A 22,685-nucleotide genomic window follows, 5' to 3' on the forward strand; every position below is an offset into this window, starting at 1 on the left:
TCCCGCGCGGCGCATACTGACGCAGCCAGCAACTGGCGCGGGCCCTCGGCCCGGACTGCCTGTACCTCCCCTTTCATCGACGCGCCGGCCGCTTGCCTTGAACGGCCGGAAATTCGATATTGGCGCCGCCGGCCCCAGAGAGGCGGCTGCCGATATACGAACAAGAGACGATCAGAGAGGAAGGGTCATGGAGCGCATCTGGCTCAAGCACTATCCGGCCGGCGTTCCCGCCGATATCGATCCGGGCAAATACCCGTCGCTCGTCGACCTGCTGGAAGAGAGCTTCAAGAAATTCGCCGATCGCCGCGCCTTCATCTGCATGGACAAGGCGATCAGCTATCGCGAGCTCGACGAGACGTCGGTCGCGATGGGCGCCTATCTGCAGGGCCTGGGTCTGGCGAAGGGGGCGCGCGTCGCACTGATGATGCCGAACGTGCTGCAATATCCGATCGCGATCTCCGCGGTGCTGCGCGCGGGCTACGCCGTCGTCAACGTCAACCCGCTCTACACGCCGCGCGAGCTCGAGCACCAGCTCAAGGATTCCGGCGCCGAGGCGATCATCGTGTTGGAGAATTTCGCCCACACCGTGCAGCAGGTGGTGGGACACACCCAGGTCAAACACATCGTCGTCGCCAGCATGGGCGACCTGCTCGGCTTCAAGGGCGTGATCGTCAACCTCGTCGTCCGCCGCCTGAAGAAGATGGTGCCGGCGTTCTCGCTGCCGGGCGCCGTGCCGTTCAACGATGCGCTCGCCGCCGGCCGAGGCAAGCGCTTCCAGAAGCCCACCATCGGCCCCGACGAGGTCGCCTTCCTGCAATATACCGGCGGCACCACCGGCGTCTCCAAGGGCGCCACCTTGCTCCACCGCAACGTCGTCGCCAACGTGCTGCAGAACGACGCCTGGCTGCAGCCGGTCATGGACCGGCCGCCGCATGTCGATCAGCTGCTGATCGTCTGCGCGCTGCCGCTCTACCACATCTTCGCGCTGACCTGCTGCTTCCTGCTCGCAGTGCGCGCCGGCGGCGCCAATCTGCTGATTCCCAATCCCCGCGACATTCCCGGCTTCATCAAGGAGCTGATGAAGTATCAGGTCAACACCTTCCCGGCCGTCAACACGCTCTACAACGGCCTGCTGCATCATCCTGACTTCAAGAAGATCGACTTCTCCAAGCTCAAGGTCTCCAACGGCGGCGGCATGGCCGTGCAGCGCCCGGTCGCCGAGCAGTGGAAGCAGGTGACGGGCTGCAGCATCGCCGAGGGCTACGGCCTGTCGGAGACCGCGCCGGTGCTGACCTGCAACGTGCCGACCTCGACCGAGTTCACCGGCACCATCGGCCTGCCGTTGCCGTCGACCTGGCTGTCGATCCGCGACGATGACGGCAACGAAGTGCCGCTCGGCCAGGCCGGCGAGATCTGCGCCAAGGGCCCGCAGGTGATGGCCGGCTACTGGAATCGTCCCGACGAGACCGCCAAGGTGATGACGGCGGACGGCTTCTTCCGCACCGGAGACGTCGGCGTCATGGCCACGGACGGCTCGGTCAAGATCGTGGACCGCAAGAAGGACATGATCCTCGTCTCCGGCTTCAACGTCTATCCGAACGAGGTCGAGGAGGTCATCGCGACCCATCCGGGCGTGCTGGAGACCGCCGTGATCGGGTTGCCGGACGAGAAGACCGGCGAGGTCGTCAAGGCGTTCGTGGTGAAGAAGGACCCCAACCTCACCTCCGAGGACATCATCAAGCACTGCCACGAGCAGCTCACGAACTACAAGGTGCCGAAGCAGATCGAGTTCAGGACCGAGCTGCCGAAGACCAATGTCGGCAAGATCCTGCGCCGGGAGCTGCGCGACGAGAAGAAGAAGCCGGCAGCGGCGGCCTGATCCGTTGGCGGGGCGGCAGCGTTGTGCGATGACGGAGTCGTGATCGCGGCGGGCCGTTGCCGTTTCCGGCCTGCCGAATAGTGTAGCGCGCACCGCGCAAGACGCGTTCGCAAAGACACGCTTGCAAGACACATCCAGGGGAAGGAGTTTTGATATGACGATCCAGGTTGGCGATAAGCTGCCGCAGGCCCAGTTCCGCGTGATGACCGGCGAAGGCCCGCAGGTCAAAACCACCGACGACATCTTCAAGGGCAAGAAGGTCGCGCTGTTCGCGGTGCCCGGCGCCTACACCGGCACCTGCCACAAGATGCATCTGCCCAGCATCTTCCTCAACGCCTATGCGCTGAAGGACAAGGGCGTCGATACCATCGCCATCGTCTCGGTCAACGACGCCTTCGTCATGAACGCCTGGAAGCGCGACACCGACCAGCGCGACGAGGCCGTGTTCCTGGCCGACGGCAATGCCGAGTTCACCAAGGCGATCGGCATGGAGCTCGACGCCTCCGGCGCCGGCCTTGGCATCCGCTCCAAGCGCTATTCGATGCTGGTCGAGGACGGCAAGGTCACCAAGCTGAACCTCGAAGCCGCCCCGGGCAAGGTCGAGGTCTCCGGCGGCGACACGCTGCTCGGGCAGCTGTGAGTCGCTGACTTCTCAATTTGGGGAACACGGCCCTTCCCAACAACGGTCATTCCCCGCGAAGGCGGGGAATCCAGCACCGCGACCTCTCGGTTGAGCACGACTTTCAATGACTACTGGATCGCCCGGTCAAGCCGGGCGATGACAGTGGAGTGTAGGGCGATGCCCTCGACCAACTAATTCCTCAGCCCCGCACGTTCTTCTGCATCCTGGCCATCGCCACGCCGTCGCGCGCGAGCTGGTCGGCGCGCTCGTTCTCGGCGTGCCCGGCATGGCCCTTGACCCAGTGCCAGTTGACCTTGTGCGGCTTCAGCGCCGCGTCGAGCCGCTGCCACAGCTCGGCGTTCTTGACCGGCTTCTTGTCGGCGGTCTTCCAGCCATTGCGCTTCCAGCCGTGGATCCAGCCGGTGATGCCCTGCCGGACATATTGGCTGTCGGTGTAGAGCTCGACCTGGCACGATTTCTTCAGCGCTTCCAGCGCCGAGATCGCGGCCATCAGCTCCATGCGGTTGTTGGTGGTGTGCGGCTCGCCGCCCTTCAGCTCTTTTTCCTTGTCGCCGAAGCGCAGGATCGCGCCCCAGCCGCCCGGCCCCGGATTCCCCGAGCAGGCGCCGTCGGTGTAGATGCTGACGACCGGATGCTCGCTCATGCCGTGGCTCCGCCGATGCCGTAGTCGCGTACGCTGGCGACATTCTGGTGGAAGCGCAGCTTGCGGACATATTCCAGCGGGTCCTTCGGCTTGACCAGCGCGCCCGCGGGCACGTTGAGCCAGTCGACCAGCCGCGTCAGCAGGAAGCGGATGGCGGCGCCGCGCGCCAGCAGCGGCAGCGCTTGCAGCTCGGCCTCGGACAGCGGCCGGACGCGGCCATAGGCGTTGAAGAAGGCGCGCGCCTTGGTGACGTTGAGCGAATGATCGGCCTCGAAGCACCAGGCGTTGAGGCAGATCGCGACGTCATACGCCAAAATGTCGTTGCAGGAGAACGGGAAGTCGATCAGCCCCGAGAGCTTGTCACCGAGGAAGAACACGTTGTCCGGAAACAGGTCGGCATGGATGACGCCCTCCGGCAGATGCGTCGGCCAGGCGCGCGCGAGATGATCGAGCTCGGTGGAGAGCAGCGCGGCGAGGCCGGCCTGCACGGTGTCGGCGCGATCAGCGGCCTGGGCGAACAATGACCGCCAGCCGGCAACCGACAGCGGATTCTTGCGAACCAGCGGAAAGTCGCGCCCGGCGAGGTGCATCTGCGCCAGCGCCGCCCCGACGCCGGCACAGTGGGTGACGTTCGGCTTGCGCGGCCACATGCCTTCCAGGAAGTTGATGATCGCCGCGGGCCGGCCGGACAGACTGGAATACACCGCGCCGTCACGGTTGCGCGCCGGCTGCGGACAGCTCACGCCGCGCTCGGCCAGATGCGCCATCAGTCCCAGGAAGTACGGCAGATCGTCCACCGCCACGCGCTTCTCGTAAAGCGTGAGGATGAAGGAGCCTTTGGTGGTGTGGAGCAGGAAGTTGGAGTTCTCGACGCCCTCGGCGATGCCCTTGTAGGACAGCAGCTCGCCGATGTCGTAGGTCTTGAGGAAATCCGCAAGCTCGTCGGCGGCGACGTCGGTATAGACCGCCATGCGCTATCCCAGTGATCGAAGTTCGCCTGCCCCCGCCTCTCCGATGCGAACTTCGTCACCGGACAGGCCCGTTGCGCCCTTCATCGCGCATGCCGGCGCCGGGTTCAAGGCCGAGACGCCGCCGAGGGTGGAAAAGAAGCGTCCGACCTACTCGGCGGCCGCTTCCGGCCGCAGCGAGCGCGGCAGCGGGAAGAACTCGTTCTCCTCGGCCGCCGACACCGTCTCGACATGCAGCACGTAGCGCTCGGCAAAGGCGCCCATGATCTCCTCGACGATCACCTCCGGCGCCGAGGCACCGGCGGTGATGCCAAGGCTCTTGATGCCCTCGAAGCGCGCCCAGTCGATGTCCGAGGCGCGCTGCGCCAACACGGCAATCGGGCAGCCCTCGCGCTCGGCGACCTCGCGCAGGCGCTGCGAGTTCGAGGAGTTCGGCGCGCCGACCACGATCAGCGCGTCGACCACCGGCGCCACCTTCTTCACCGCCAGCTGGCGGTTGGTGGTGGCGTAGCAGATGTCTTCCTTGTGCGGGCCCGAGATGTTCGGGAACCGGCCCTTGAGGATCGCGACGATATCCTTGGTGTCGTCGATCGACAGCGTGGTCTGGGTAACGAAAGCGAGGTTGTTGGGATCTTTCGGCGTGAAGGTCGCTGCGTCCTCGGCGGTCTCGATCAGCGTGACGGCGCCGGCCGGAAGCTGGCCGACGGTGCCGACCACCTCCGGATGGTGCGAATGCCCGATCAGCAGGATCTCGCGGCCGCGCTTGAAGTGGATCGCCGCCTCGCGGTGGACCTTGGTCACCAGCGGACAGGTCGCGTCCAGGGAGAAGAAATTGCGCGCCTGGGCCTCGGCCGGAACCGATTTCGGCACGCCATGGGCCGAAAATACCACCGGTGCGTTGGTACTGTCGGGAATCTCGGCCAGTTCCTCGACGAAGATGGCGCCCTTGGTCTTGAGGCTGTCGACGACGTATTTGTTGTGCACGATCTCGTGGCGGACATAGACCGGGGCGCCATAGATGGCGAGCGCCCGTTCCACGGTGTCGATAGCGCGCACCACGCCGGCGCAGAAGCCGCGGGGCGAGCAAAGCACGATTTTGAGGTCTGGTTTGGCTGCCATGGGGCTGGTCTGAGCTGATCTTTGCGGGCTGGTTTCGGCGACAAGGGACCCCCGGGCCGGCAAGCGGGGGCGGTCGATACGCGAAGAGCTTGGGTCTGACACTCGTTTGGGTAGGACTTGGGACTGCTTTCGAGCGCTGTCAAGGCCGTTTTCTCCAGGCCATTGCGCCATGCCCCCGGGACGGCTTATATAGGGCCAATTCCCGTCATCGCCGATGACCACAGGTTTCGCCTCCCAGGGCCGGGGCGGAGCACAAAGGAGATTTGCCATGAGCAACGCCCCGCTGATGCCGAAGGCAACTGCCGTGTGGCTGGTCGACAATACCGCCTTGACCTTCGACCAGATCGCCGATTTTACCAAGATGCACCCGCTCGAGGTGCGCGCCATCGCCGACGGGGACGCCGCCCAGGGCATCAAGGGCATGGATCCGATCTCGACCGGACAGCTCACCCGCGAGGAGATCGAGAAGGCCGAGCGCGACCCGAACTACCGCCTGCGGTTGCAGGAGAGCAAGGTGGTGCTGCCCCCGCAGCCCAAGCGCAAGGGCCCCCGTTACACCCCGGTGTCGCGCCGCCACGAGCGCCCGAGCGCCATTCTCTGGCTGGTGCGGAACCATCCCGAGCTCAAGGACGCCCAGATCATGCGCCTGGTCGGCACCACCAAGACAACGATCGCCAGCGTGCGCGACCGCACCCATTGGAACGCGCAGACCTTGACACCGATGGATCCGGTGACGCTCGGCCTGTGCTCGCAGATCGAGCTCGACTTCGAGGTCCAGCGCGCGGCCAAGGAGAAGCCGCTCGACGCCAATTACAGCGGCGCCACCCTGCTGCCGGCCTCCGAGACCACCCGCAAGGATGAGTACGAGCCGGCGGGCCGCGACGAGGACGATCTCAACGTCGACGCCGTGTTCGCCAAGCTCAAGACCATCGGCGGCAAGAAGCAGGACGAGGACGAAGAGTAGGACGCGCGGGCGTCCATCTCTATCGGCCATCAACAGCGCCTGCCACAATCATCGGTGTCGTCCCCGCGAACGCGGGGACCCATAACCACAGGCTTGCGGAACGGCCCAAGCCGGTCGTGGCTCAGCGCCTCGTCCTTCATTCCCGCCGCGGCGTATGGGTCCCGGCTCAAGGCCGGGACGACAGCGGTGGGGGAGGCGCGAGCTCCAGCCAAACTCAAAACTAGCCAGCAGCAATTCTCCCCCAAAAAAATGGCGCCGGGGATGCCGGCGCCATGCAGTCTTGGGAGGAACGCGACAAATCAGAACTTGTAGGTGACGCCGACGCCGACCAGCCACGGATCGATGTTGGCGCGGCCGGTGACCGGAATTGCGCCGTTGACGGTCGCCGAGTAGTTCGGCTGCAGCCACAGCTTCTTGACGTCGACGTTCAGGCCCCAGTGCCTGTCGAGCATGTAATCGAAGCCGAACTGGACCGCGGCGCCCCACTGGTTGGAGATGTGCAGGTTGGTGACGGCAAGGCCGTTCCAGACCTGGTTCGCGGCGCTCTGGTTGAAGAAGACCGTGTAGTTCACGCCCGCGCCGACATACGGCTTGAACGCGCCGAAATCGGTGAAGTGATATTGCAGGGTCAGCGTCGGCGGCAGCAGCCAGGCCTTGCCCATGTTGAGGCCGTCGAGCGAGCCGGTGCCGCCGATGGAATGCCGGGTGACGCCGAGAATCAGCTCGGCCGCGATGTTCCTGGTGAAGAAGTAGCTGATGTCGAGCTCGGGCACGACCGAGTTGGAGATCGACAGGCCGGAGTTCGGCGACGACAGGGCCGGCACGCCGGTCACGTTCACGGTGGAGCCGCCAGCATCCGGCAGCACACCCAGCGCGCGGACACGGAGCATCCACGGATTCCACGCCTCGACCACCGGCGCCTTGGTATAGACCGGCGCCGCCTGCAGGTCGGCTGCTTGCGCCGAGCCCATGGCTCCGCAGATCGCCGCCAGCACCAGCAGCGATGACGAGAGTTTCAAGATTCTGTTCATCGAGGTCCCCATAACCACCCTTGAGCAACGTTTGCGCGGGCACGGCCGCGCCTTGCGGTCACAGGTGTGGCAGGGACGCCATGGGCTTGGATTTGATCTCAATCAATCGGCATTGTTGCAGCGCCGATGTCACGCAACTGTTGCATCGAAGTCACGGGCCATGAGAGGCGCTTGCACTGGCGCTCAGGGCCGGTCGGGATGGTTCATCATGTATTCGCCGAGATCGCGCTGCCGGCGGTCGGCACGCGCCTCGGCGCGCTGCCGCTGCACGTCGCGATCCTTGCGGCAGGCGACATATTCGGCGGAGCCCGGCGCGACCTTGCCGCCGGCCTGACAGACCGCATCATCATCGTCATTGCCGAGCGCCACCGCAGGACCCTGGTTGCGCGAGGCGCAGGCCGAGAGCGAAAGCACGGCCATCAGCACCAGGGCCAGGCGGGCGGAGGTCTGTCGCATCGAACGTTCCATTCTCGTCAATTGGGCGGTCCGGCCCGTTGCTTGACGACAATGGGCGCCCGGGTCAAGCCCGAGGGCGCGGATGTCGACGCCTCATGATGCTCCAGGGCAGAGCCGTGTTCGAGTGCAACTTGTGCTCGTCACCCTGAGGAGCCCGCCAGAGGCGGGCGTCTCGAAGGCGAGGCCCCCACTGCAGCCTCATGGTTCGAGACGCGCCTGTCGGCGCTCCTCACCATGAGGGGCAAGCGACGGAGCGGCCGCTGCATACGGGACCATGAACACGCTGTTTGCGTGTTCATGGAGAGGCTTGAGAGTGACCCGCGCCGCCCGGTGACCTGAGCAGCGTGACGCTACACCCGGCTCTTCAGTGCCTCGCCGATTTCCTCGAGCACCTTGGGATCCTCGATCGTGGCCGGCATGCTCCATTGCTCGCCGTCGGCGATCTTCTTGATCGTGCCGCGCAGGATCTTGCCGGAGCGCGTCTTCGGCAGCCGGCCGACGGTGATGGCGAGCTTGAACGCGGCGACCGGTCCGAGCTTGTCGCGCACCAGCGCCACGATCTCCTTTTCGATCTGCGACGGGCTGCGCGAGACGCCGGCCTTGAGCACGATGAAGCCGCAGGGCACCTCGCCCTTGATCGCATCCTTGATGCCGAGCACGGCGCATTCCGCGACGTCGGGATGCGACGCCAATATCTCTTCCATGCCGCCGGTCGACAGCCTGTGGCCGGCGACATTGATGATGTCGTCGGTGCGGCCCATCACGAAGATATAGCCGTCCTCGTCCTTGTAGCCGGCATCGGAGGTCTTGTAGTAGCCGGGGAATTCGCTGAGATAGGATTCCTTGAAGCGCTCCTCCTGCTGCCACAAGGTCGGCAGGCAGCCCGGCGGCATCGGCAGCTTGATCACGATCGAGCCCATCGTGTTGGCGGGCACGGGCTTGGCGGCTTCGTCGACGATGTCGACCTGGTAGCCCGGCATAGGAACCGTCGGCGAGCCGTGCTTGACCGGCAATAGCCCGATGCCCACCGGATTGCCGGCGATGCACCAGCCGGTCTCGGTCTGCCACCAGTGGTCGATCACCGGCACCTTCAATTGCTGCTCGGCCCATTCCACCGTCGGCGGATCGGCGCGCTCGCCGGCCAGGAACAGGGTGCGGAAATGCGATAGATCATATTTGCGCAGGAAAGTGCCTTCCGGATCCTCCTTGCGGATGGCGCGGAATGCCGTGGGCGCGGTGAACAGAGCGACCGTCTTGTGATCGCTGATGACGCGCCAGAACGCGCCGGCATCGGGCGTTCCGACCGGCTTGCCCTCATACATCACCGAGGTCGCGCCATGGATCAGCGGGCCGTAGATGATGTAGCTGTGGCCGACCACCCAGCCGATGTCGGAGGCGCACCACCAGACCTCACCCGGCTTGATGCCGTAGAGATTCTCCATCGACCATTTCAGCGCGACGAGGTGCCCGCCATTGTCCCGCACCACGCCCTTCGGCTTGCCGGTCGTGCCGGACGTGTAGAGGATGTAGAGCGGATCGGTCGCCAGCACCGGCACGCATGGTGCCAGCTTGCCATTGGCGAGCGCGGATTTGCGCAGCGCCGCCCAGTCGTAGTCGCGGCCGGGCTTGAGCTCGCAGACATGCTCGGGACGCTGCAGGACGATGCAGGCCTTGGGCCTGTTGTCGGCGAGCTCGATCGCCTGGTCGAGCAGCGGCTTGTACTGCACGATGCGGCCGGGCTCGATGCCGCAGCTCGCCGACAGCACGAGCTTCGGCGTGGCGTCGTCGATGCGGGTGGCGAGCTCCTTGGCGGCGAAGCCGCCGAACACCACCGAATGCACCGCGCCGATGCGCGCGCAGGCGAGCATCGCCACCATGGCCTCCGGCACCATCGGCATATAGAGGATGACGCGGTCGCCCTTGGCCACGCCGAAATCCTGCATGATCGCGGCGAGCGTCTGCACCTCCTTCAGCATCTCGGCATAAGTGAGCTTCGTGACCGAGCCGGTGAGCGGCGAATCGTGGATCAGCGCCAGCTGATCGCCGCGGCCGGCGGCGACGTGACGGTCGAGCGCATTGTAGCAGGTGTTGACGACGGCCCCGGCAAACCAGCGGCCATAGGCGCCCATCGCGGGATCGAAGATGGTCTTGGCCGGCTCGATCCAGTCGATCGCGCGGGCGGCCTCGGCCCAGAACCCTTCCGGGTCCTGCAGCGACCGTGCATGGACCTCGTGATAGCGGCTCGCAGCGCTCATGACGTTTCCCCAAGATCTGTGTTTATTCCCGAGTATTGTCACGGGACAAAGCGACAGTTCAAGCCGTCATGAATTGATCCAGATCAGGCGCAACCTGGAGTCCGGTCACTTTCCCGGGCGGATCAATGCCCTGCGTCGCGCAGCATGTCCAAACGTCGCTGCAGGGCTAGACGAAGGTCGTAGCCGGGCTTGCCGAACCGGGCATTCCGTTCGGCGATGAAGTCACGCTGTGCGCTGCGCAGTTCGGCCGCAAGGCGACCACGGGACGATTTGAGCCGGCGAGCGTAGCTCTCGGCGATGCCGAGGTCCAGCACCGACAGCTGCGGGTCGGCACAGATGACCTTCTCGACCTCGCGCACGGCGGTGGTGCATTCGAACGACGGCCCGCTGCGCTCCGAAGGCGCATTCAACGGGCGCGGCGGCTCGGCGCCGAACGTCTTGATCTCGGCCAGCATGACGCGCCGGCCGGCGATGGCATTGTCGTTGCCGGGATCCAGCCGCAGCGCCGCCTCGTAATCCGCCAGCGCCTTGGCGCGTTCGCCCATCTTCTTGTACAGCACCGCACGGTTGTTGTAGGCGAGCGCGAAAGTCGGATCGATCCGCAGCGCAGCGTCGTAGTCGCCGAGGGCCGCGCCGAGCTCGTTCTTGAACTGATGGGAATCGCCGCGATTGGTGAGGAAATTCGCCCGCTGCTCCATCCGGATCGCCTGGTTATAATCGGCGATCGCCTTGTCGTACTCCTTCATGGCGGCGTAGGTGAGGCCGCGATTGTCGTAATATTCCGACACCTTCGGATCGCGCCGGATCGCCTCGTCGTCATCGGCCAGCGCCTTGTCCATCTGGCCGAGCTTCTTGTAGGCGGCGGCACGGTTGGTGAAAGTGCGGGGACGTTCGGGGTCGAGCCGGATCGCCTCGTCATAGTCGCGCACCGCCTTCTCATTGTCGCCGCGCAGGTAGAAGGCGACGCCGCGGTCGGCATAGGCCTGCGCGAAGTCGCGCTTCAGGCGGATCGCCTGGTCATAGTCGGCCAGAGCGCGATCAAGACGGCGCTGCTCGGTATAGACAACGCCACGCAACTCATAGGCCTCGGCGTCATTCGGATCGAGCGAGATCGCCATGCTCAGATCGGCCGCCGCCTTGCCGGCATCGCCACCGGCCTCGCGCATCAGGTCGCCACGCAGCCGGTAGGCGCGCGCATTCTTGCCGTCGAGCGCGATGGCACGGTCGAGGTCCTTCAGGGCCTGGGTCATGCCGCCCGAGGTGCGGGCGCGGGCGTCGGCGCGGGCGACCAGGGCGATGGATTGATCCTTGGGCGAACTCGATGCCTGCTCGATTGCGGTCGAGCAGGCGGCAATGAGTTCGGACGGTGGCGCCTTGCCGCCCAAAGCGCATTCGGGGTCCGCAGCGAATGCAGGCTGGGCCCCGAGGCCAAGGACGAGGCCGGCCGCAAGACGCAGCGCGAGGTAGGATGAGCGGGATGAAATCGAATGGATGAAAGCGTGCATCGGCGTGGGCTCGGAATTTCGACTGTTGCGGGTTGAGACGCTGATCTCCCCCGTTGTCGTCTCCGGCCGGAACCCGGTTCAAGCGGCCACGCCGATGATCAATAGCCGTCGACGCCGTTCAGCCGCCGCAGGCGGTCCTGCATCGCCTTCTTGAGATCGTAGCCGGGTCTGCCAAAGCCGGCGTTGCGCCGCGCGATGAACGCGTCCTGCTCGCGCTGCAGGGCGCGTGCCGCGGCGGGGCCGGCCGCCTCGCGAACGACGCGGGCCTGCGCGCCGTCGATCTCGCGATCGAGATTGGCGAGCTCCGGATCGGCGCAGATCGCCTTTTCCACGGCGCGCCGCGCCGCGGCGCAATTGAAGCTCGGCCGGCCCGCGACGGCCATCTGCGCGCCCATGCGCTCGAGCTCCACTGCGAGCGCGTGATAGTTGCTGCGGGCGCTGGCGTGATCCGGATTGAGCCGCAGCGCCGCGGCGAAATCGGCCAGCGCCTTCGGACGGTCGCCCTTCTTGCGATGCAGTTCGCCGCGTGCATTGAAGATGCTGGCGAGCGTCGGGTTGAGCTGCAAGGTGACGCCGTAATCGGCGATGGCGCGATCGATCTCACCCCTGGTGATGAAGATCGAGGCGCGCGCGATCAGTGCGTTGATGCGATCGGCCCTCGCGGCCTTGGGATTGTCGATCACGGCACCGCATTCGGTGAGCACCTTGTCGCCATCGCGCGCCTCCGAGGCCGCCATGCAGGCACCGGCATCCACCGCCGGCTCCTTGCCAGGCTCGGCCGCGCCGACCGCATGGGCCTGGGTCGAAGCCAGCCATCCGAGCGTGACCAGCGCGGCAAGGCGCAGCAGCCCATCCCGGCGACCGGCTGCAGCCCATGAGGAGGCGGATGAGGTCAAGGCAGATGGCTCTCTCAGGTCGTGGGCGGTCCGGCACGGCGCGCGGGGCGTAACCGCCTCTGCGGCGACTTCAACTATACAGCGGCAGCAGCGGTGCGACAGTCCTTTCCTGCAGAAGGCAACCCTTGCGAATGGGGCTCGCGAGCCGATCGCGGCCCCCGGCTGAAATGCGCGTGATCGTGCCGCGCATTCCCTTCAAGATGTTGTGGATGCGCGCCCCGGCGACGTCCTCGATCGTCATTTGAACCTGTTGCGGTTCCCGCAGACACAACCGCATGACTATTCTGACCGACAATTCGCGCGCACGCGGCGTCGTTGCGTCCCCTGCGCGCTATTTCTATTTCAACATGGCTCTGGCCTGCATGGCCATTGCGATCATCGGCTTCGCGCCGACCTACTGGCTGCCACTGGCCCGCGGCTCATTCTCCGGCGCGCCCGTGATTCATTTCCACGGCTTCCTGTTCTTCACCTGGACCTTGTATTTCGCGCTGCAGAGCTGGCTTGCCGCATCCGGACGCACGGCGTGGCACCGCTCGTTCGGCATCTTCGGCGTATCGCTCGCCACGGCGATGACGATCTTTGGCTTCCTCGTTGCTATCGAGGCGATGAAGCGTTCCGCGGCGATGGGGCAGGCCAACGAGGGCATCGCCTTCGCCATCGTGCCGCTCAGCGGCATCGCCTTCTTTGCCGTGGTCTTTACGCTCGCGGTCGTCCATCTGCGCCGGCCGGAGACGCACAAGCGGCTGATGCTGCTCGCCGGCATCTCGCTGCTGGACGCCGCCGTGGCGCGCTGGTTCCTGACATTCCTGGCACCGCCCGGCCCGCTCGGCCCGCCGCCGGTGTTCGTGACGATCCCCCCGGCCTTCGTCGCCTACCTGCTGCTCGTCGTCGCGATCATCCACGACCGCCGCACGTTCGGACGGGTCCACCCGGTCTACGTCTATGGCGGACTCGCGCTGATCGCCGTGAAGCTGCTGAACTGGCCGATCAGCATGACGTCGGCGTGGCACGCGATCGGCGGCAGCATGCTGGCAATGGCGCAATAATCGCGCAGTGTATCGCACCTCGTCATTGCGAGGAGCCGCAGGCGACGAGGCAATCCAGAGTCCTTGCTCGGCCCTGGATTGCTTCGCTTCGCTCGCAATGACGCAGAGAGAGTTAGCTTCTGCAGGTCAGCCCGCCATCGACCACAAGCATGGTGCCGGTGACATAGCGCGACTCGTCGGAGGCGAGGAACAAGGCGGCATTGGCGACGTCGAAGGCGTCGCCCATATGTCCCATCGGCACCTGCGCATCCCGCTTCTTCCACATCTCCTCGATATCGCCCTTGGCGTAGCTCGCGGCCAGCCCCGCGGAGTGCTCGACCATCGGCGTCTTCATCAGCCCAGGCAGGATCGCATTGACGCGGACGTGCTTCGGCGCGAACTCGACCGCGGTCGTGCGTGTCATCTGGTTCATCGCCGCCTTGCTGGCGCCATAGCTGACATAGGAAATGCCGACCTGGCGGATCGAGGCCACTGAGGAGATGTTGATGATGGAGCCGCCGCCCTGCCCGATCATCACTGGAATGACGTGCTTCATGGCGAGATAGGCGCTCTTCAGGTTGACCGCGAACACGCGGTCCCATTCCGCTTCATCGACATCGACCACGCTGCCCATCTCGGCAATGCCGACATTGTTGTCGAGCACGTCGATGCGGCCATAGGCGGCAACGCAAGCCTTCACCATCGCCTCGACCTCGACGGCCTTCGAGACATCGGCGGTGAACGCCTCGGCCTGCCCGCCTTCGCCTGAAATGATCGAGGCCGTCTCCGCGGCGGCGTCCTTGTTGCGGTCGACGCAGAACACCTTGGCGCCCTGCCGCGCAAAGGTCACGGCCGTGGCCTTGCCGTTGCCCCAGCCCGGCCCGATCGAGCCCGCACCGACCACCAGCGCCACCTTGCCCCTGAGACGATCCATCGCGTTCTCCCGTCGTTTGTTCGTTATTCGGTACAGGCGCTCATCGTGATCGTCGCGGCGCCGATGTCATGGCCGAAGATGTCCGACAGCGTCCGGCATTGCCCGTCCGCGCAGATGCGCCACTCGCCGGCCGCGCCGGAATTGGCGAGCACGATCCGCGACAGCGGACCCCGCTGGGCCTGCCATTGGAACCAGCCATCGACCAGCCGTGCCTCCGGCGGCGGCTCCATGCCGGCGCCGGAGCCCTTGACGCGGGCCTGCACCAGTTCGAGACCGTCAGGTGTGACGCGCCAGTCCTCCTGCCACGCGGTCTTCTCGACCGAGTGGGTCCAGGCCAAGGTGAAGCCGGCGAGGGCCAGCGCCTTCACCACCCCCGATGACGCGAGGCAGAGGCTCAAGCGGAGGCCGCCACGGCAGCCGGCGGCCGCTGCCGCCACTGCCACGCCACGATCACCACCGCCAGTGCAAATCCCAGCATGTCGCTGTAGGGAAATTCGCCGAGCAGGCAGACCGACGCGACAAACGCCAGCAGGCGCTCGACCAGGGTCATGCGCACGTACAGGAAGCCGATCGCCACCATGCCGAACAGGCCGATCGAGATCAGCGCCTTGACGGAAGCATAGGCGACCGCGCCGATGAAGCCGAGTTGCGCCTCCATCGGGTCGCCTGGCTGCAGCATCAGCGCGGGCGAGTAGACAAACAGAAACGGAATGACATAGCCGGCGAGCGCGATCCGCATCGCCTCCCACCCGATCTTGTCGGGATTCTCCTTGGCGATCGGGGCGGCGGCCAGCGCGGCCAGCGCGACCGGTGGTGAAAGATCGGCCATGATGCCGTAGTAGAACGCGAACATGTGGCTCGCGATCAGCGGCACGCCCAGCTTGGCGAGCGCGGGGGCTGCGAGCGCTGCGGTGATGATGTAGGTCGGGATGGTCGGGATGCCGGTGCCGAGCAGGATCGACAGCAGCATGGTCATGATCAGCGCCGCGAACAGGCTGGTCTTGCCGAGGCCGATCACCCAGCTGCCGAAGATCGAGCCGACGCCGGTCTGGGTCATCATGCCGATGATGACGCCGACGATGGCGCAGGCCATGCCGACGGTCAGCGCCGACTTCGCACTTTCCGCCAGAGAATCGCGGCAGGCGTGCAAGGTGCCCATGCCGCCGCGCACGAAGCCGGTGATGACGATGAGCGCGACGACGACGGAGGCGACGGGTATGATCTGCAGGCCGTTGCGCGACAGCGCGCCGACGACGAGCGCGAGCCCGATCCAGAATACGTAGCGCAGCACCTGGTTGGAGAAGCCCATGGTGATCGAGGTGCCCAGGATCAGCGCCACCGTCAGCGCGAGTCCCATCGAGCCCGCATACAGCGGCGTGAAGCCCTCGAACAGCATGTAGACCAGCGCGGCGAGCGGCAGCACGAGATACCAGCGCGCCACCAGCGCCTTCCAGGCGCTCGGGATCTCCGACGTCTTCATGCCGGTCAGGCCGTGCTTGCCGGCCTCCAGGTGCACCATCCAGAACGCCGAGGCGAAATACAGGATCGCCGGGATCACGGCGGCCTTGACCACCACCGAGTAATCGACGCCCAGCGTCTCGGCCATGATGAAGGCGACCGCGCCCATCACGGGCGGCATGATCTGGCCGCCCATCGACGCGGTGGCTTCGACGCCGGCCGCAAAGGCGCGGCGGTAGCCGAACCGGATCATCAGCGGAATCGTGAACTGGCCGACGGTGACGACATTGGCGACGCCCGAGCCCGAGATCGTGCCCATCATGCCCGAGGCGAATACCGCGACCTTGGCCGGACCGCCGCGGGTGCGACCGAACAGGCCGAGCGAGACGTCGGTGAACAGCTGGATCATGCCGGCATGCTCGAGGAACGAGCCGAACAGGATGAACAGGAAGATGTAGGTCGCCGAGACGTAGATCGGCACGCCGTAGAAGCCCTCGGTGCCAAACGACAGATGCGTCACGATCTGATCGAAATCATAGCCGCGATGGTTGAGCGGCGCCGGCAGATACTGGCCGAAGAACCAGTACAACAGGCAGGCGCCGCACATCAGCGGCAGCGCGAGTCCCATCAGCCGGCGCGTGCCCTCGAAGATCAGGACCGCCAGCAGGGTTCCGACCACGAGATCGACGCGGGTCGGATCGCCGTCACGCGCGATCAGGTCGGCGTAGAAGATCCACTGATAGAGGCCGCAAAGGAAACCGATGGCGCCGATGGTCCAGCCCGCGATCCGTCCCGCATCGGTCCTGGCGGTGAAGTTGCCGATCAGGCCGAAGGTGAGCAGCAGCAGGAAGCCGACATGGACGCCGCGCACGACCTGGCTCGGCAGATAGTTAAAGGCGGCGACATAAAGCTGGAACAGGGCGAACGCGAGACCGATGCCGTAGGCCAGATAGCCCCAGCGGCCGGGACCGAAGCCCTCCGGAAAGCCGTGCTCGAAATTGTCGAACTCGACCTTGACCGGCGTTTCCATGTTCACGGCTTCGATCGTCATGATCCCCCCAACGCGCCCATCAGGCGCTGCTGACCATGGCCGCAATCACCTGAACGACAAGACTGCGCGGAAGGTTTCCCGCGCAGCCGGTTGCGAATGACCCGGCCTGCAAGGCACGCCGGGCGAGCAGCGTCCTTATTTCAGGATGCCCTTTTCCTTGTAGTAACGGATCGCGCCCGGGTGCAGCGGCACCGGGCTGTCCTGCGCCGCCGTCTCCAGCTTGATCTCCTTGCCGGCGGCGTGCGCATTGGCGAGCTCCGGCAGCGACTCGAAGATCAGCTTGGTCATCTGATAGGCGAGATCGTCTGATACCGCCGAGCTGGTGACGAGATAGTTGATCACGGCCGCGGTCGGCACGTCCTTGTCCTGGCCGGTATAGGTGTTGGCCGGGATGGTCGCCGCGACGAACGGGGGCCCGATCTTGTCGACGACCTCCTTCGGCACCGACACCACGGTGATCGGCGACGAGGTCGACAGATCCTTCAACGATGCGACGCCGAGGCCAGCCGACTGCAAGGTGGCGCCGAGCTGCCGGTTCTTCATCAGGTCGACGGATTCAGCGAAGGGCAGATACTCCACCTTGCCGAGATCCTTGTAGCTCATGCCGGCAGCGGCGAGGATCGCGCGCGAGTTGAGCTCGGTGCCGGACTTCGGCGCGCCGACCGACAGGCTCTTGCCCTTGAGGTCCGCCAGCGTCTTGATGCCGGATTCGGCCGTCGCGACGATCTGGATGTAGTTCGGATAGATCGCGCCGATGGTGCGCAGCTTGTCCAGCTTGGTCTTGAAACCGGCCTCCTCCTCGCCGTTCCAGGCGGCCTTCAGGGAGTCGCCGAGCGCGAAGGCGAGCTCGCCGCGTCCCTGCTGCAGCAGGATCAGGTTCTCGACCGAGGCCTTGGTCGCCTGCACCTGGGTTTTCACATTGGGGATCTTGTCGCCGTAGATCTTCCCGATGGCGACGCCGAGCGGATAGTAGACGCCCGACGTGCCGCCGGTGAGCACGTTGATGAAGCTCTGTGCCTGCGCCGCCGGCGCCGCGAGCATGCAGGCGGCCGCCAGAATGAAACCGGTTGCAGTGCCAGAGATTTTCGAGAAACGCATGGATCCTCCCATTGATTTTGCCGCAAATTGGACGGCTGCGGGCGCGGGGTCAACCCATCCGAAAGACTGGCGCACCAGCCTCTCCCGCTCCCACGGCGCGAGGCCGGGACCGATGCGCCCCCGCGTTCAATCTTACATTGACAGTAACACCAGCTTGAACCGCAGGTGCAGCCCAGAGCGGCGAGCTGCCTCCCTCGCAAGGCCGCCGCTCATTGGAACGTCATGTCGACGCACTTGGAGATGTCCGAGCCGAGCCCGGACGAGATCGTCATGCAGCCGCGCACTTTCTGCTGGGTCGTATCCGCCACCCAGATCGAATAGCCGCCATTGCCGAAGAAGGAGTTGGTGTTCGCCGGCTCGGTCTCGGTGGCATCGAACTCGTATTTGGAATCGGTGTCGAACACGCGCGGCTTCCTGGTGCAGCCGCCGTCGGTCTGGACGTTGATGACCTCCTTGTTGTCCCGGGTCAGCGACAGTGAGACCTGGCAGCGGAAATATTCCGAGGTCTTCACGTTGAAGAGGTAGGCGTAGGACTTGCAAACGGCCGTATTGAGCTTGCCGGCGGAGAGACCGCGGCTGCAGGCGATGCGCTGGTTGTTGGACAGCTTGAAGTCGTCGGCCCGGGCGGATGCCAACGTCACCAGCGACAACGCCGCAACCCAACCGATCTTCGTGACGAGGCTCATCCGAATCATCCCCAAAGTGTTTTCTTGGCCTATGTTTCTAAACCACGCTGCAGGATAATCGCGAGATCGGCGAATGGAAAATCCGCCAACGATCACCGCGCTGCGACGGGGCCACGATGATGCCAACGCGTTCGCGATTTGTTCGAGACGACATCGATTGGAGGAGGACATGAAGAGCCCGTTTCTGAAAGCCCTGATCGCCCTGGGGGCGCTCGGCGCACTGACCAGCGTGAGCTGTGCCGCACCGCCGGAGCCGTGGGAGCTGAAGCCCGACATGGGTTACGCCTATGGCAAGGACGGCAAGACGCTCGCCTACAAGATGGGCACCAAGAACGCCGACATGCTGCTCAAGGGTGCCAAGAAGGTGCCGAAGGGCACGCTGTTCTTCGTCGGCCAGAACGGTCAGCTCTACATGCGGACCGCCCCCTATCTCGACGGCGACGGCAGCTTCTCGTTCGGCGCGGATGAGTAGAGGCGAGCGCGCGCAGCCTCAGAACGCGGCCGCCAGCTCCTTGGCGCCGGGCAGGCTGCTGAGCGAGTCCATCCTGGAATCCGTCACCGCAAGCAGCTTCGCCACGGTGTTGTGGCGAACGGCGACCGGATTGCGCTCATAGCCGCCGCGCTGGAAGAAGTTGGCGGTCGGAACCTGATCGCGCATCTCGAGCGGCATCGTCACCATGTCGAAGCCCGTGCCGTCGCCGGTGAGATTCATCATTTCGAGCTCGGCGGCCGAAAGCGGCCTCGTGTAGCCCTTGGCGCGTGCGAACAGCACCGACGTCAGGAGCTTGTGCGTCTGCAGCATCGGCCCGACGTCGATGTCGAGCACCATCGCGTGCATGGCCCAGCCCTGCGGCGTGTTGCCGATCTTCTCATGCGCCGACCAGTCGTCCGGTACGGAGCGCGCGATTGCGACCATCTTCTTCAGGACCGCGAGCTTGTGCTCCATCGCGCCGCGTGCCGGCCCGGACGTCCGCGCCACGCGTTCACCGAGCAGGCGGATGAACAGCGGGCCCTGCTCGGCCAGCAGCTCGACGCTGTTGGTGGTCAAGAGCTGATTGTAGCCGATCGCCGTCGAGATCGCGCGGTTGCCCTTGAAGCCCGATTGCGAATCGTGCTTGCCGTTGCCGCCGGTCTCGAAGGCATAGACGCGCACCGCCTGCTCGCGAGTCAGTCCCGACGCCGCGGCGAAGCGCGCATAGGCGCGCTTGAAATCGATGTCGCTGGCGGGGCGCTGCGGCGACCATTGGAAATGCTCCTGTGCCGCCTTCACGAGGTCGGCGACCACCGGGATGTATTTGCGCTCGCGCGGCTCGCCCTCAGGTTCCGGCTCGGGATTCACCGGCCGCTTCGGCCCGGTGTAGACCGGCGGCTGCTCCAGCACATAGTCGTCGAGCCCGATCGGCTGACGATCGCGGCGCTTGGCATTGCGCGCACGGCGCTTGTCGGCGATCGCCTTCCAATAGGCGCCCGCCTCCTGGTCGAACTCCGCGCGCGCCTGCTGATATTCGGCGAGTTTGCGCCGATACTCCGCAATCGCGGCGGGCGATGCCATCTGCGCCAAAGCTTCGCGCGGGGCGACCGGTGCGCCGGGTTCCGCGGCCAGCAGAGGCGGCGCGCCGGACCCGGCGCAGGCGACAATCAGGACAAGCGTGCGAATCGGCTGATGAAGCATGCCGCCCTTGTAGCCGAAACGGCGGCTACTTCCAGGCAAACACCGGCTGTTCCAGCTCATGCACCCGGGTGTCGCGGCCGGACAGCACCTCCCGGAACTGATAGATCAGCGCCGCGGTGGGTGCGTGAATGAGGCCCTCGCGGGCGTGAAACCGGATGACGCGCCGCGTGCTCTCGGGGATCGCGGTGAAATCGAACGCGTCATCCGCCGTGATCGCGTCGAGGCCGATCCGGTGCACCGACGCGACCTCGTCCGGATTCGGCCGCAGCGTGCGGCCATTGGCCGCCCATACGACGACGGGGGTAATCAGATAGCCCGACCGTGTCGGATAGTCGTCGAGCATGCCCAGCACCGCATCCGGCGCCAGGCTCAGCCCAAGCTCTTCCGCGAGCTCGCGGAGGGCGGCCTCGACCGTCGTCTCGCCGGCATCGCAGCGTCCGCCCGGCAGCGCCCATTGCCCGCCATGGCTGCGCAGCCCTGCAGCACGCAGCGTGAGCAGCAGCGCCGTGTTGCCGGTCTCGTGGTGGGGCGCCAGCGCGATCACCACCGCCGCGCGCTTCAGCGAGGCCGCCCCCGCAGTCGCCTCCAGCCGCACGAAACCGGCACAGCAGCCTGCGATTTTCCGCCTCGTGGCATCGTCGAACGGCATGGGCATGCAGCTTGACTACACCAGGCCAGCGACGGATGAAACGATCTGCGAGCCGGATTTCGGGCGCGACAGGAAAGGTCTTCAGCGATGACGAAATCAGCCGCGGCCAGGATGACGTCCGACGGCTGGGAGATCGTCGACACCTCGGGCTTCCTGCACCTGATCGGCCCGCTGTGGCAGCGCGTCGTCGACGGCGCCCATGAATACGCCATCGTCACCGAGGACAAGCATCACAACCGCCGCGGCCTGGTCCAGGGCGGCGTGATCATGACGCTGGCGGACCGCAGTTGCGGCATGATGGCCCGCCATGCCGCGGGCAAGGAGCACATGGCGACGATCCAGTTCGACACGCATTTCGTCGAGTCCGGCAAGATCGGCGAGACCCTGGTGTCGCGGCCGCATGTGGTGCGGATCACCCGCAGCCTGGTGTTCATCACCACCGAGGTGACGGCCGGGCATCGCGTGATCGCGATGGCGTCGGGCGTGTTCAAGATCCTGAAAAGCGAGTGAGAGCCCTACTCTCTCCGCCGTCATTGCGAGGAGCGCAGCGACGACGCGTCCGCCGAAGCCGATCGGGCGAAGGCGGAAGCAATCCAGAGTCCCGCCCCGGCTCTGGATTGCTTCGCGGAGCCTGTCATCGGGCCGCGCATCCGCGCGGACCCGGTGGCTCGCAATGACGCGCAGAGAGAGCTATCGTATCCACTCCGTCCGCGGGCGGTGATGGTTTGGAAATGAGGCAAGAATGCAATATCGCCAGCTCGGCCGTTCCGGCCTGAAAGTGTCGCCGATCTGCCTGGGCACGATGATGTTCGGAGGTCCCACCGACGAGCCGACATCGGCCCGCATCATCGCCAAGGCGCGTGACGCCGGCGTCAACTTCATCGACACTGCGGATGCCTACAACAAGGGCGCGTCGGAGGAGGTGGTCGGCCGCACCATCGCGCGCGAGCGCGACCGCTGGATCGTCGCCACCAAGCTCGCCAACCCGATGGGCGACGATCCGAACCGCGCCGGCCTGTCGCGGCGCTGGGTAATGCAGGCCGCGGACGAAAGCCTGCGGCGGCTCTGCACCGGGCAGATCGACATCTACTATTTGCACAAGGAGGATCACGCGACGCCGCTGGAGGAAACGGTCCGCGCGATTGGCGACCTCATGCGCGCCGGCAAGATCCGGTATTTCGGCGTCTCCAACTACCGCGCCTGGCGGCTCGCCGAGATCTGCAATCTCTGCGACGGCATGGGCATTGACCGTCCTGTCGTCAGCCAGCCCTACTACAACGCGATGAACCGGATGCCCGAGGTCGAGCACTTGCCGGCCTGCGGCTATTACGGCCTCGGCGTCGTGCCTTACAGCCCGCTGGCGCGCGGCGTGCTCACCGGCAAGTACAGCCCCGATGCGCCGCCGGACAAGGAGACCCGCGCCGGCCGCAACGACACCAGGATGATGCAGACCGAGTGGCGGCCCGAATCGCTGAAGCTGGCGCAGGAGATCAAGCGCCACGCCGAGACGAAGGGCTTCACGCCGGGGCAGTTCGCCGTGTCCTGGGTGCTCAACTCCGCCTTCATCAGCTCGGTGATCGCGGGTCCGCGCACCGAGGCGCAATGGGACGACTACATCCGCGCGCTCGACTATCCCTTCGCCGCCGACGACGAGGCGCTGATCGACCGGCTGGTCGTGACCGGTCACGCTTCGACGCCCGGCTACAACGATCCGGCCTATCCGATCGAGGGCCGCAGGCCGCGGGTGGGCTGA

General features: G+C 65.7%; 23 protein-coding genes. 7 read left to right on the forward strand and 16 right to left on the reverse strand.

Translation table 11 applies throughout. The features are described from left to right. Positions 1-187: 187 nt before the first annotated feature. Together ACQR1F_RS21855 and ACQR1F_RS21860 are read left to right on the forward strand one after the other, a co-directional pair. Positions 188-1,879 carry a long-chain fatty acid--CoA ligase gene (locus ACQR1F_RS21855; RefSeq protein ID WP_434913843.1) on the forward strand — a complete coding sequence of 564 codons (1,692 nt, stop codon included), beginning with the start codon at positions 188-190 and terminating at the stop codon, positions 1,877-1,879. 154 nt (positions 1,880-2,033) lie between these two features. Beyond that, positions 2,034-2,519 (forward strand): peroxiredoxin, encoded by a 486-nt coding sequence (locus tag ACQR1F_RS21860; protein ID WP_315758853.1) that lies wholly within the window; start codon positions 2,034-2,036, stop codon positions 2,517-2,519. Between the two features lie 181 nt (positions 2,520-2,700). Here the strand turns inward: ACQR1F_RS21860 and rnhA are convergent, their stop codons facing one another. From rnhA to ispH, 3 genes are all read right to left on the reverse strand, one after another. Continuing rightward, positions 2,701-3,165: a ribonuclease HI gene (gene rnhA, locus ACQR1F_RS21865; RefSeq protein WP_315736125.1), complete on the reverse strand. Its 465-nt coding sequence runs from the start codon at positions 3,163-3,165 to the stop codon at positions 2,701-2,703. After that, a complete protein-coding gene (locus ACQR1F_RS21870; RefSeq protein WP_434913844.1) occupies positions 3,162-4,136 on the reverse strand; it encodes a homoserine kinase in 975 nt (324 codons plus the stop codon). The genes rnhA and ACQR1F_RS21870 overlap by 4 nt, the downstream gene beginning before the upstream one ends. A 147-nt stretch (positions 4,137-4,283) precedes the next feature. Beyond that, positions 4,284-5,252, reverse strand: coding sequence for a 4-hydroxy-3-methylbut-2-enyl diphosphate reductase (gene ispH / locus ACQR1F_RS21875; RefSeq protein ID WP_315716301.1), 969 nt, complete (start codon positions 5,250-5,252; stop codon positions 4,284-4,286). A 268-nt stretch (positions 5,253-5,520) separates the two neighbouring features. Between ispH and ACQR1F_RS21880 the strand changes: the two genes are divergently transcribed. Next, the gene (locus ACQR1F_RS21880; RefSeq protein ID WP_434913845.1) at positions 5,521-6,216 is read left to right on the forward strand and encodes a DUF1013 domain-containing protein; all 696 of its coding nucleotides are present in this window, start codon (positions 5,521-5,523) and stop codon (positions 6,214-6,216) included. Between the two features lie 299 nt (positions 6,217-6,515). Here the strand turns inward: ACQR1F_RS21880 and ACQR1F_RS21885 are convergent, their stop codons facing one another. From ACQR1F_RS21885 to ACQR1F_RS21910, 6 genes are all read right to left on the reverse strand, one after another. Further along, positions 6,516-7,247, reverse strand: a complete 732-nt coding sequence (locus tag ACQR1F_RS21885; RefSeq protein WP_315804622.1) for an OmpW/AlkL family protein — start codon at positions 7,245-7,247, stop codon at positions 6,516-6,518. 183 nt (positions 7,248-7,430) lie between these two features. Continuing rightward, positions 7,431-7,703, reverse strand: a complete 273-nt coding sequence (locus ACQR1F_RS21890; protein WP_315804623.1) for a hypothetical protein — start codon at positions 7,701-7,703, stop codon at positions 7,431-7,433. 350 nt (positions 7,704-8,053) lie between these two features. Then, on the reverse strand, positions 8,054-9,958 hold the full coding sequence (locus ACQR1F_RS21895; protein ID WP_315804624.1) for a propionyl-CoA synthetase: 1,905 nt from the start codon (positions 9,956-9,958) through the stop codon (positions 8,054-8,056). Positions 9,959-10,080: 122 nt separating this feature from the next. After that, entirely contained in the window at positions 10,081-11,463 is a 1,383-nt protein-coding gene (locus ACQR1F_RS21900; RefSeq protein ID WP_434913846.1) for a tetratricopeptide repeat protein, read from the reverse strand. 98 nt (positions 11,464-11,561) lie between these two features. Continuing rightward, positions 11,562-12,311 (reverse strand): tetratricopeptide repeat protein, encoded by a 750-nt coding sequence (locus tag ACQR1F_RS21905; protein ID WP_315804685.1) that lies wholly within the window; start codon positions 12,309-12,311, stop codon positions 11,562-11,564. 118 nt (positions 12,312-12,429) lie between these two features. Further along, the gene (locus ACQR1F_RS21910; RefSeq protein WP_434893171.1) at positions 12,430-12,600 is read right to left on the reverse strand and encodes a hypothetical protein; all 171 of its coding nucleotides are present in this window, start codon (positions 12,598-12,600) and stop codon (positions 12,430-12,432) included. Positions 12,601-12,634: 34 nt separating this feature from the next. Here ACQR1F_RS21910 and ACQR1F_RS21915 point away from each other — a divergent pair, with 34 nt between their 5' ends. After that, positions 12,635-13,405, forward strand: coding sequence for a hypothetical protein (locus ACQR1F_RS21915; RefSeq protein WP_434913847.1), 771 nt, complete (start codon positions 12,635-12,637; stop codon positions 13,403-13,405). A gap of 112 nt (positions 13,406-13,517) precedes the next feature. Here ACQR1F_RS21915 and ACQR1F_RS21920 read toward each other — a convergent pair whose 3' ends face one another. The 5 genes from ACQR1F_RS21920 to ACQR1F_RS21940 form a co-directional block, all read right to left on the reverse strand. Then, complete coding sequence (locus ACQR1F_RS21920; protein ID WP_434913848.1) at positions 13,518-14,318, reverse strand: SDR family NAD(P)-dependent oxidoreductase; 801 nt, start codon at positions 14,316-14,318, stop codon at positions 13,518-13,520. 23 nt (positions 14,319-14,341) lie between these two features. Continuing rightward, positions 14,342-14,716 carry a DUF1850 domain-containing protein gene (locus ACQR1F_RS21925; protein WP_315804629.1) on the reverse strand — a complete coding sequence of 125 codons (375 nt, stop codon included), beginning with the start codon at positions 14,714-14,716 and terminating at the stop codon, positions 14,342-14,344. Further along, entirely contained in the window at positions 14,713-16,806 is a 2,094-nt protein-coding gene (locus ACQR1F_RS21930) for a TRAP transporter permease (RefSeq protein ID WP_434913866.1), read from the reverse strand. Before ACQR1F_RS21930 ends, ACQR1F_RS21925 begins: the two co-directional genes overlap by 4 nt. Before the next feature lie 156 nt (positions 16,807-16,962). Next, positions 16,963-17,925 (reverse strand): TAXI family TRAP transporter solute-binding subunit, encoded by a 963-nt coding sequence (locus ACQR1F_RS21935; RefSeq protein ID WP_315804630.1) that lies wholly within the window; start codon positions 17,923-17,925, stop codon positions 16,963-16,965. A 209-nt stretch (positions 17,926-18,134) separates the two neighbouring features. After that, positions 18,135-18,611, reverse strand: coding sequence for a hypothetical protein (locus ACQR1F_RS21940; protein ID WP_315804631.1), 477 nt, complete (start codon positions 18,609-18,611; stop codon positions 18,135-18,137). Positions 18,612-18,780: 169 nt separating this feature from the next. Between ACQR1F_RS21940 and ACQR1F_RS21945 the strand changes: the two genes are divergently transcribed. Continuing rightward, positions 18,781-19,083: a hypothetical protein gene (locus tag ACQR1F_RS21945; protein WP_315804632.1), complete on the forward strand. Its 303-nt coding sequence runs from the start codon at positions 18,781-18,783 to the stop codon at positions 19,081-19,083. An 18-nt stretch (positions 19,084-19,101) separates the two neighbouring features. Here ACQR1F_RS21945 and ACQR1F_RS21950 read toward each other — a convergent pair whose 3' ends face one another. Further along, positions 19,102-20,283 carry a hypothetical protein gene (locus ACQR1F_RS21950; RefSeq protein ID WP_316218053.1) on the reverse strand — a complete coding sequence of 394 codons (1,182 nt, stop codon included), beginning with the start codon at positions 20,281-20,283 and terminating at the stop codon, positions 19,102-19,104. A gap of 25 nt (positions 20,284-20,308) precedes the next feature. Next, positions 20,309-20,938, reverse strand: a complete 630-nt coding sequence (locus ACQR1F_RS21955) for an NUDIX hydrolase (protein ID WP_316181086.1) — start codon at positions 20,936-20,938, stop codon at positions 20,309-20,311. Between the two features lie 81 nt (positions 20,939-21,019). On the opposite strand from ACQR1F_RS21955, the gene ACQR1F_RS21960 reads away from it, so the two are divergent. Together ACQR1F_RS21960 and ACQR1F_RS21965 are read left to right on the forward strand one after the other, a co-directional pair. After that, a complete protein-coding gene (locus ACQR1F_RS21960; RefSeq protein ID WP_315804635.1) occupies positions 21,020-21,442 on the forward strand; it encodes a PaaI family thioesterase in 423 nt (140 codons plus the stop codon). A gap of 232 nt (positions 21,443-21,674) precedes the next feature. Then, positions 21,675-22,685: an aldo/keto reductase gene (locus ACQR1F_RS21965; protein WP_434913849.1), complete on the forward strand. Its 1,011-nt coding sequence runs from the start codon at positions 21,675-21,677 to the stop codon at positions 22,683-22,685.

The organism is Bradyrhizobium sp. HKCCYLS3013, assembly GCF_051167615.1.
Lineage (GTDB): Bacteria > Pseudomonadota > Alphaproteobacteria > Rhizobiales > Xanthobacteraceae > Bradyrhizobium.

Bases quoted from the DNA above. Each gene is read 5' to 3' on its own strand.
- ACQR1F_RS21895 (WP_315804624.1), bottom strand. From the start codon at position 9,958: ATGAGCGCTGCGAGCCGCTATCACGAGGTCCATGCACGGTCGCTGCAG.
- ACQR1F_RS21940 (WP_315804631.1), bottom strand. From the start codon at position 18,611: ATGAGCCTCGTCACGAAGATCGGTTGGGTTGCGGCGTTGTCGCTGGTG.
- ACQR1F_RS21930 (WP_434913866.1), bottom strand. From the start codon at position 16,806: ATGGAAACGCCGGTCAAGGTCGAGTTCGACAATTTCGAGCACGGCTTT.
- ACQR1F_RS21945 (WP_315804632.1), top strand. From the start codon at position 18,781: ATGAAGAGCCCGTTTCTGAAAGCCCTGATCGCCCTGGGGGCGCTCGGC.
- ACQR1F_RS21855 (WP_434913843.1), top strand. From the start codon at position 188: ATGGAGCGCATCTGGCTCAAGCACTATCCGGCCGGCGTTCCCGCCGAT.
- ACQR1F_RS21955 (WP_316181086.1), bottom strand. From the start codon at position 20,938: ATGCCCATGCCGTTCGACGATGCCACGAGGCGGAAAATCGCAGGCTGC.
- rnhA (WP_315736125.1), bottom strand. From the start codon at position 3,165: ATGAGCGAGCATCCGGTCGTCAGCATCTACACCGACGGCGCCTGCTCG.
- ACQR1F_RS21965 (WP_434913849.1), top strand. From the start codon at position 21,675: ATGCAATATCGCCAGCTCGGCCGTTCCGGCCTGAAAGTGTCGCCGATC.
- ACQR1F_RS21915 (WP_434913847.1), top strand. From the start codon at position 12,635: ATGACTATTCTGACCGACAATTCGCGCGCACGCGGCGTCGTTGCGTCC.
- ispH (WP_315716301.1), bottom strand. From the start codon at position 5,252: ATGGCAGCCAAACCAGACCTCAAAATCGTGCTTTGCTCGCCCCGCGGC.
- ACQR1F_RS21870 (WP_434913844.1), bottom strand. From the start codon at position 4,136: ATGGCGGTCTATACCGACGTCGCCGCCGACGAGCTTGCGGATTTCCTC.
- ACQR1F_RS21910 (WP_434893171.1), bottom strand. From the start codon at position 12,600: ATGACGATCGAGGACGTCGCCGGGGCGCGCATCCACAACATCTTGAAG.
- ACQR1F_RS21920 (WP_434913848.1), bottom strand. From the start codon at position 14,318: ATGGATCGTCTCAGGGGCAAGGTGGCGCTGGTGGTCGGTGCGGGCTCG.
- ACQR1F_RS21880 (WP_434913845.1), top strand. From the start codon at position 5,521: ATGAGCAACGCCCCGCTGATGCCGAAGGCAACTGCCGTGTGGCTGGTC.
- ACQR1F_RS21960 (WP_315804635.1), top strand. From the start codon at position 21,020: ATGACGAAATCAGCCGCGGCCAGGATGACGTCCGACGGCTGGGAGATC.
- ACQR1F_RS21900 (WP_434913846.1), bottom strand. From the start codon at position 11,463: ATGCACGCTTTCATCCATTCGATTTCATCCCGCTCATCCTACCTCGCG.
- ACQR1F_RS21890 (WP_315804623.1), bottom strand. From the start codon at position 7,703: ATGCGACAGACCTCCGCCCGCCTGGCCCTGGTGCTGATGGCCGTGCTT.
- ACQR1F_RS21950 (WP_316218053.1), bottom strand. From the start codon at position 20,283: ATGCTTCATCAGCCGATTCGCACGCTTGTCCTGATTGTCGCCTGCGCC.
- ACQR1F_RS21885 (WP_315804622.1), bottom strand. From the start codon at position 7,247: ATGAACAGAATCTTGAAACTCTCGTCATCGCTGCTGGTGCTGGCGGCG.
- ACQR1F_RS21935 (WP_315804630.1), bottom strand. From the start codon at position 17,925: ATGCGTTTCTCGAAAATCTCTGGCACTGCAACCGGTTTCATTCTGGCG.
- ACQR1F_RS21860 (WP_315758853.1), top strand. From the start codon at position 2,034: ATGACGATCCAGGTTGGCGATAAGCTGCCGCAGGCCCAGTTCCGCGTG.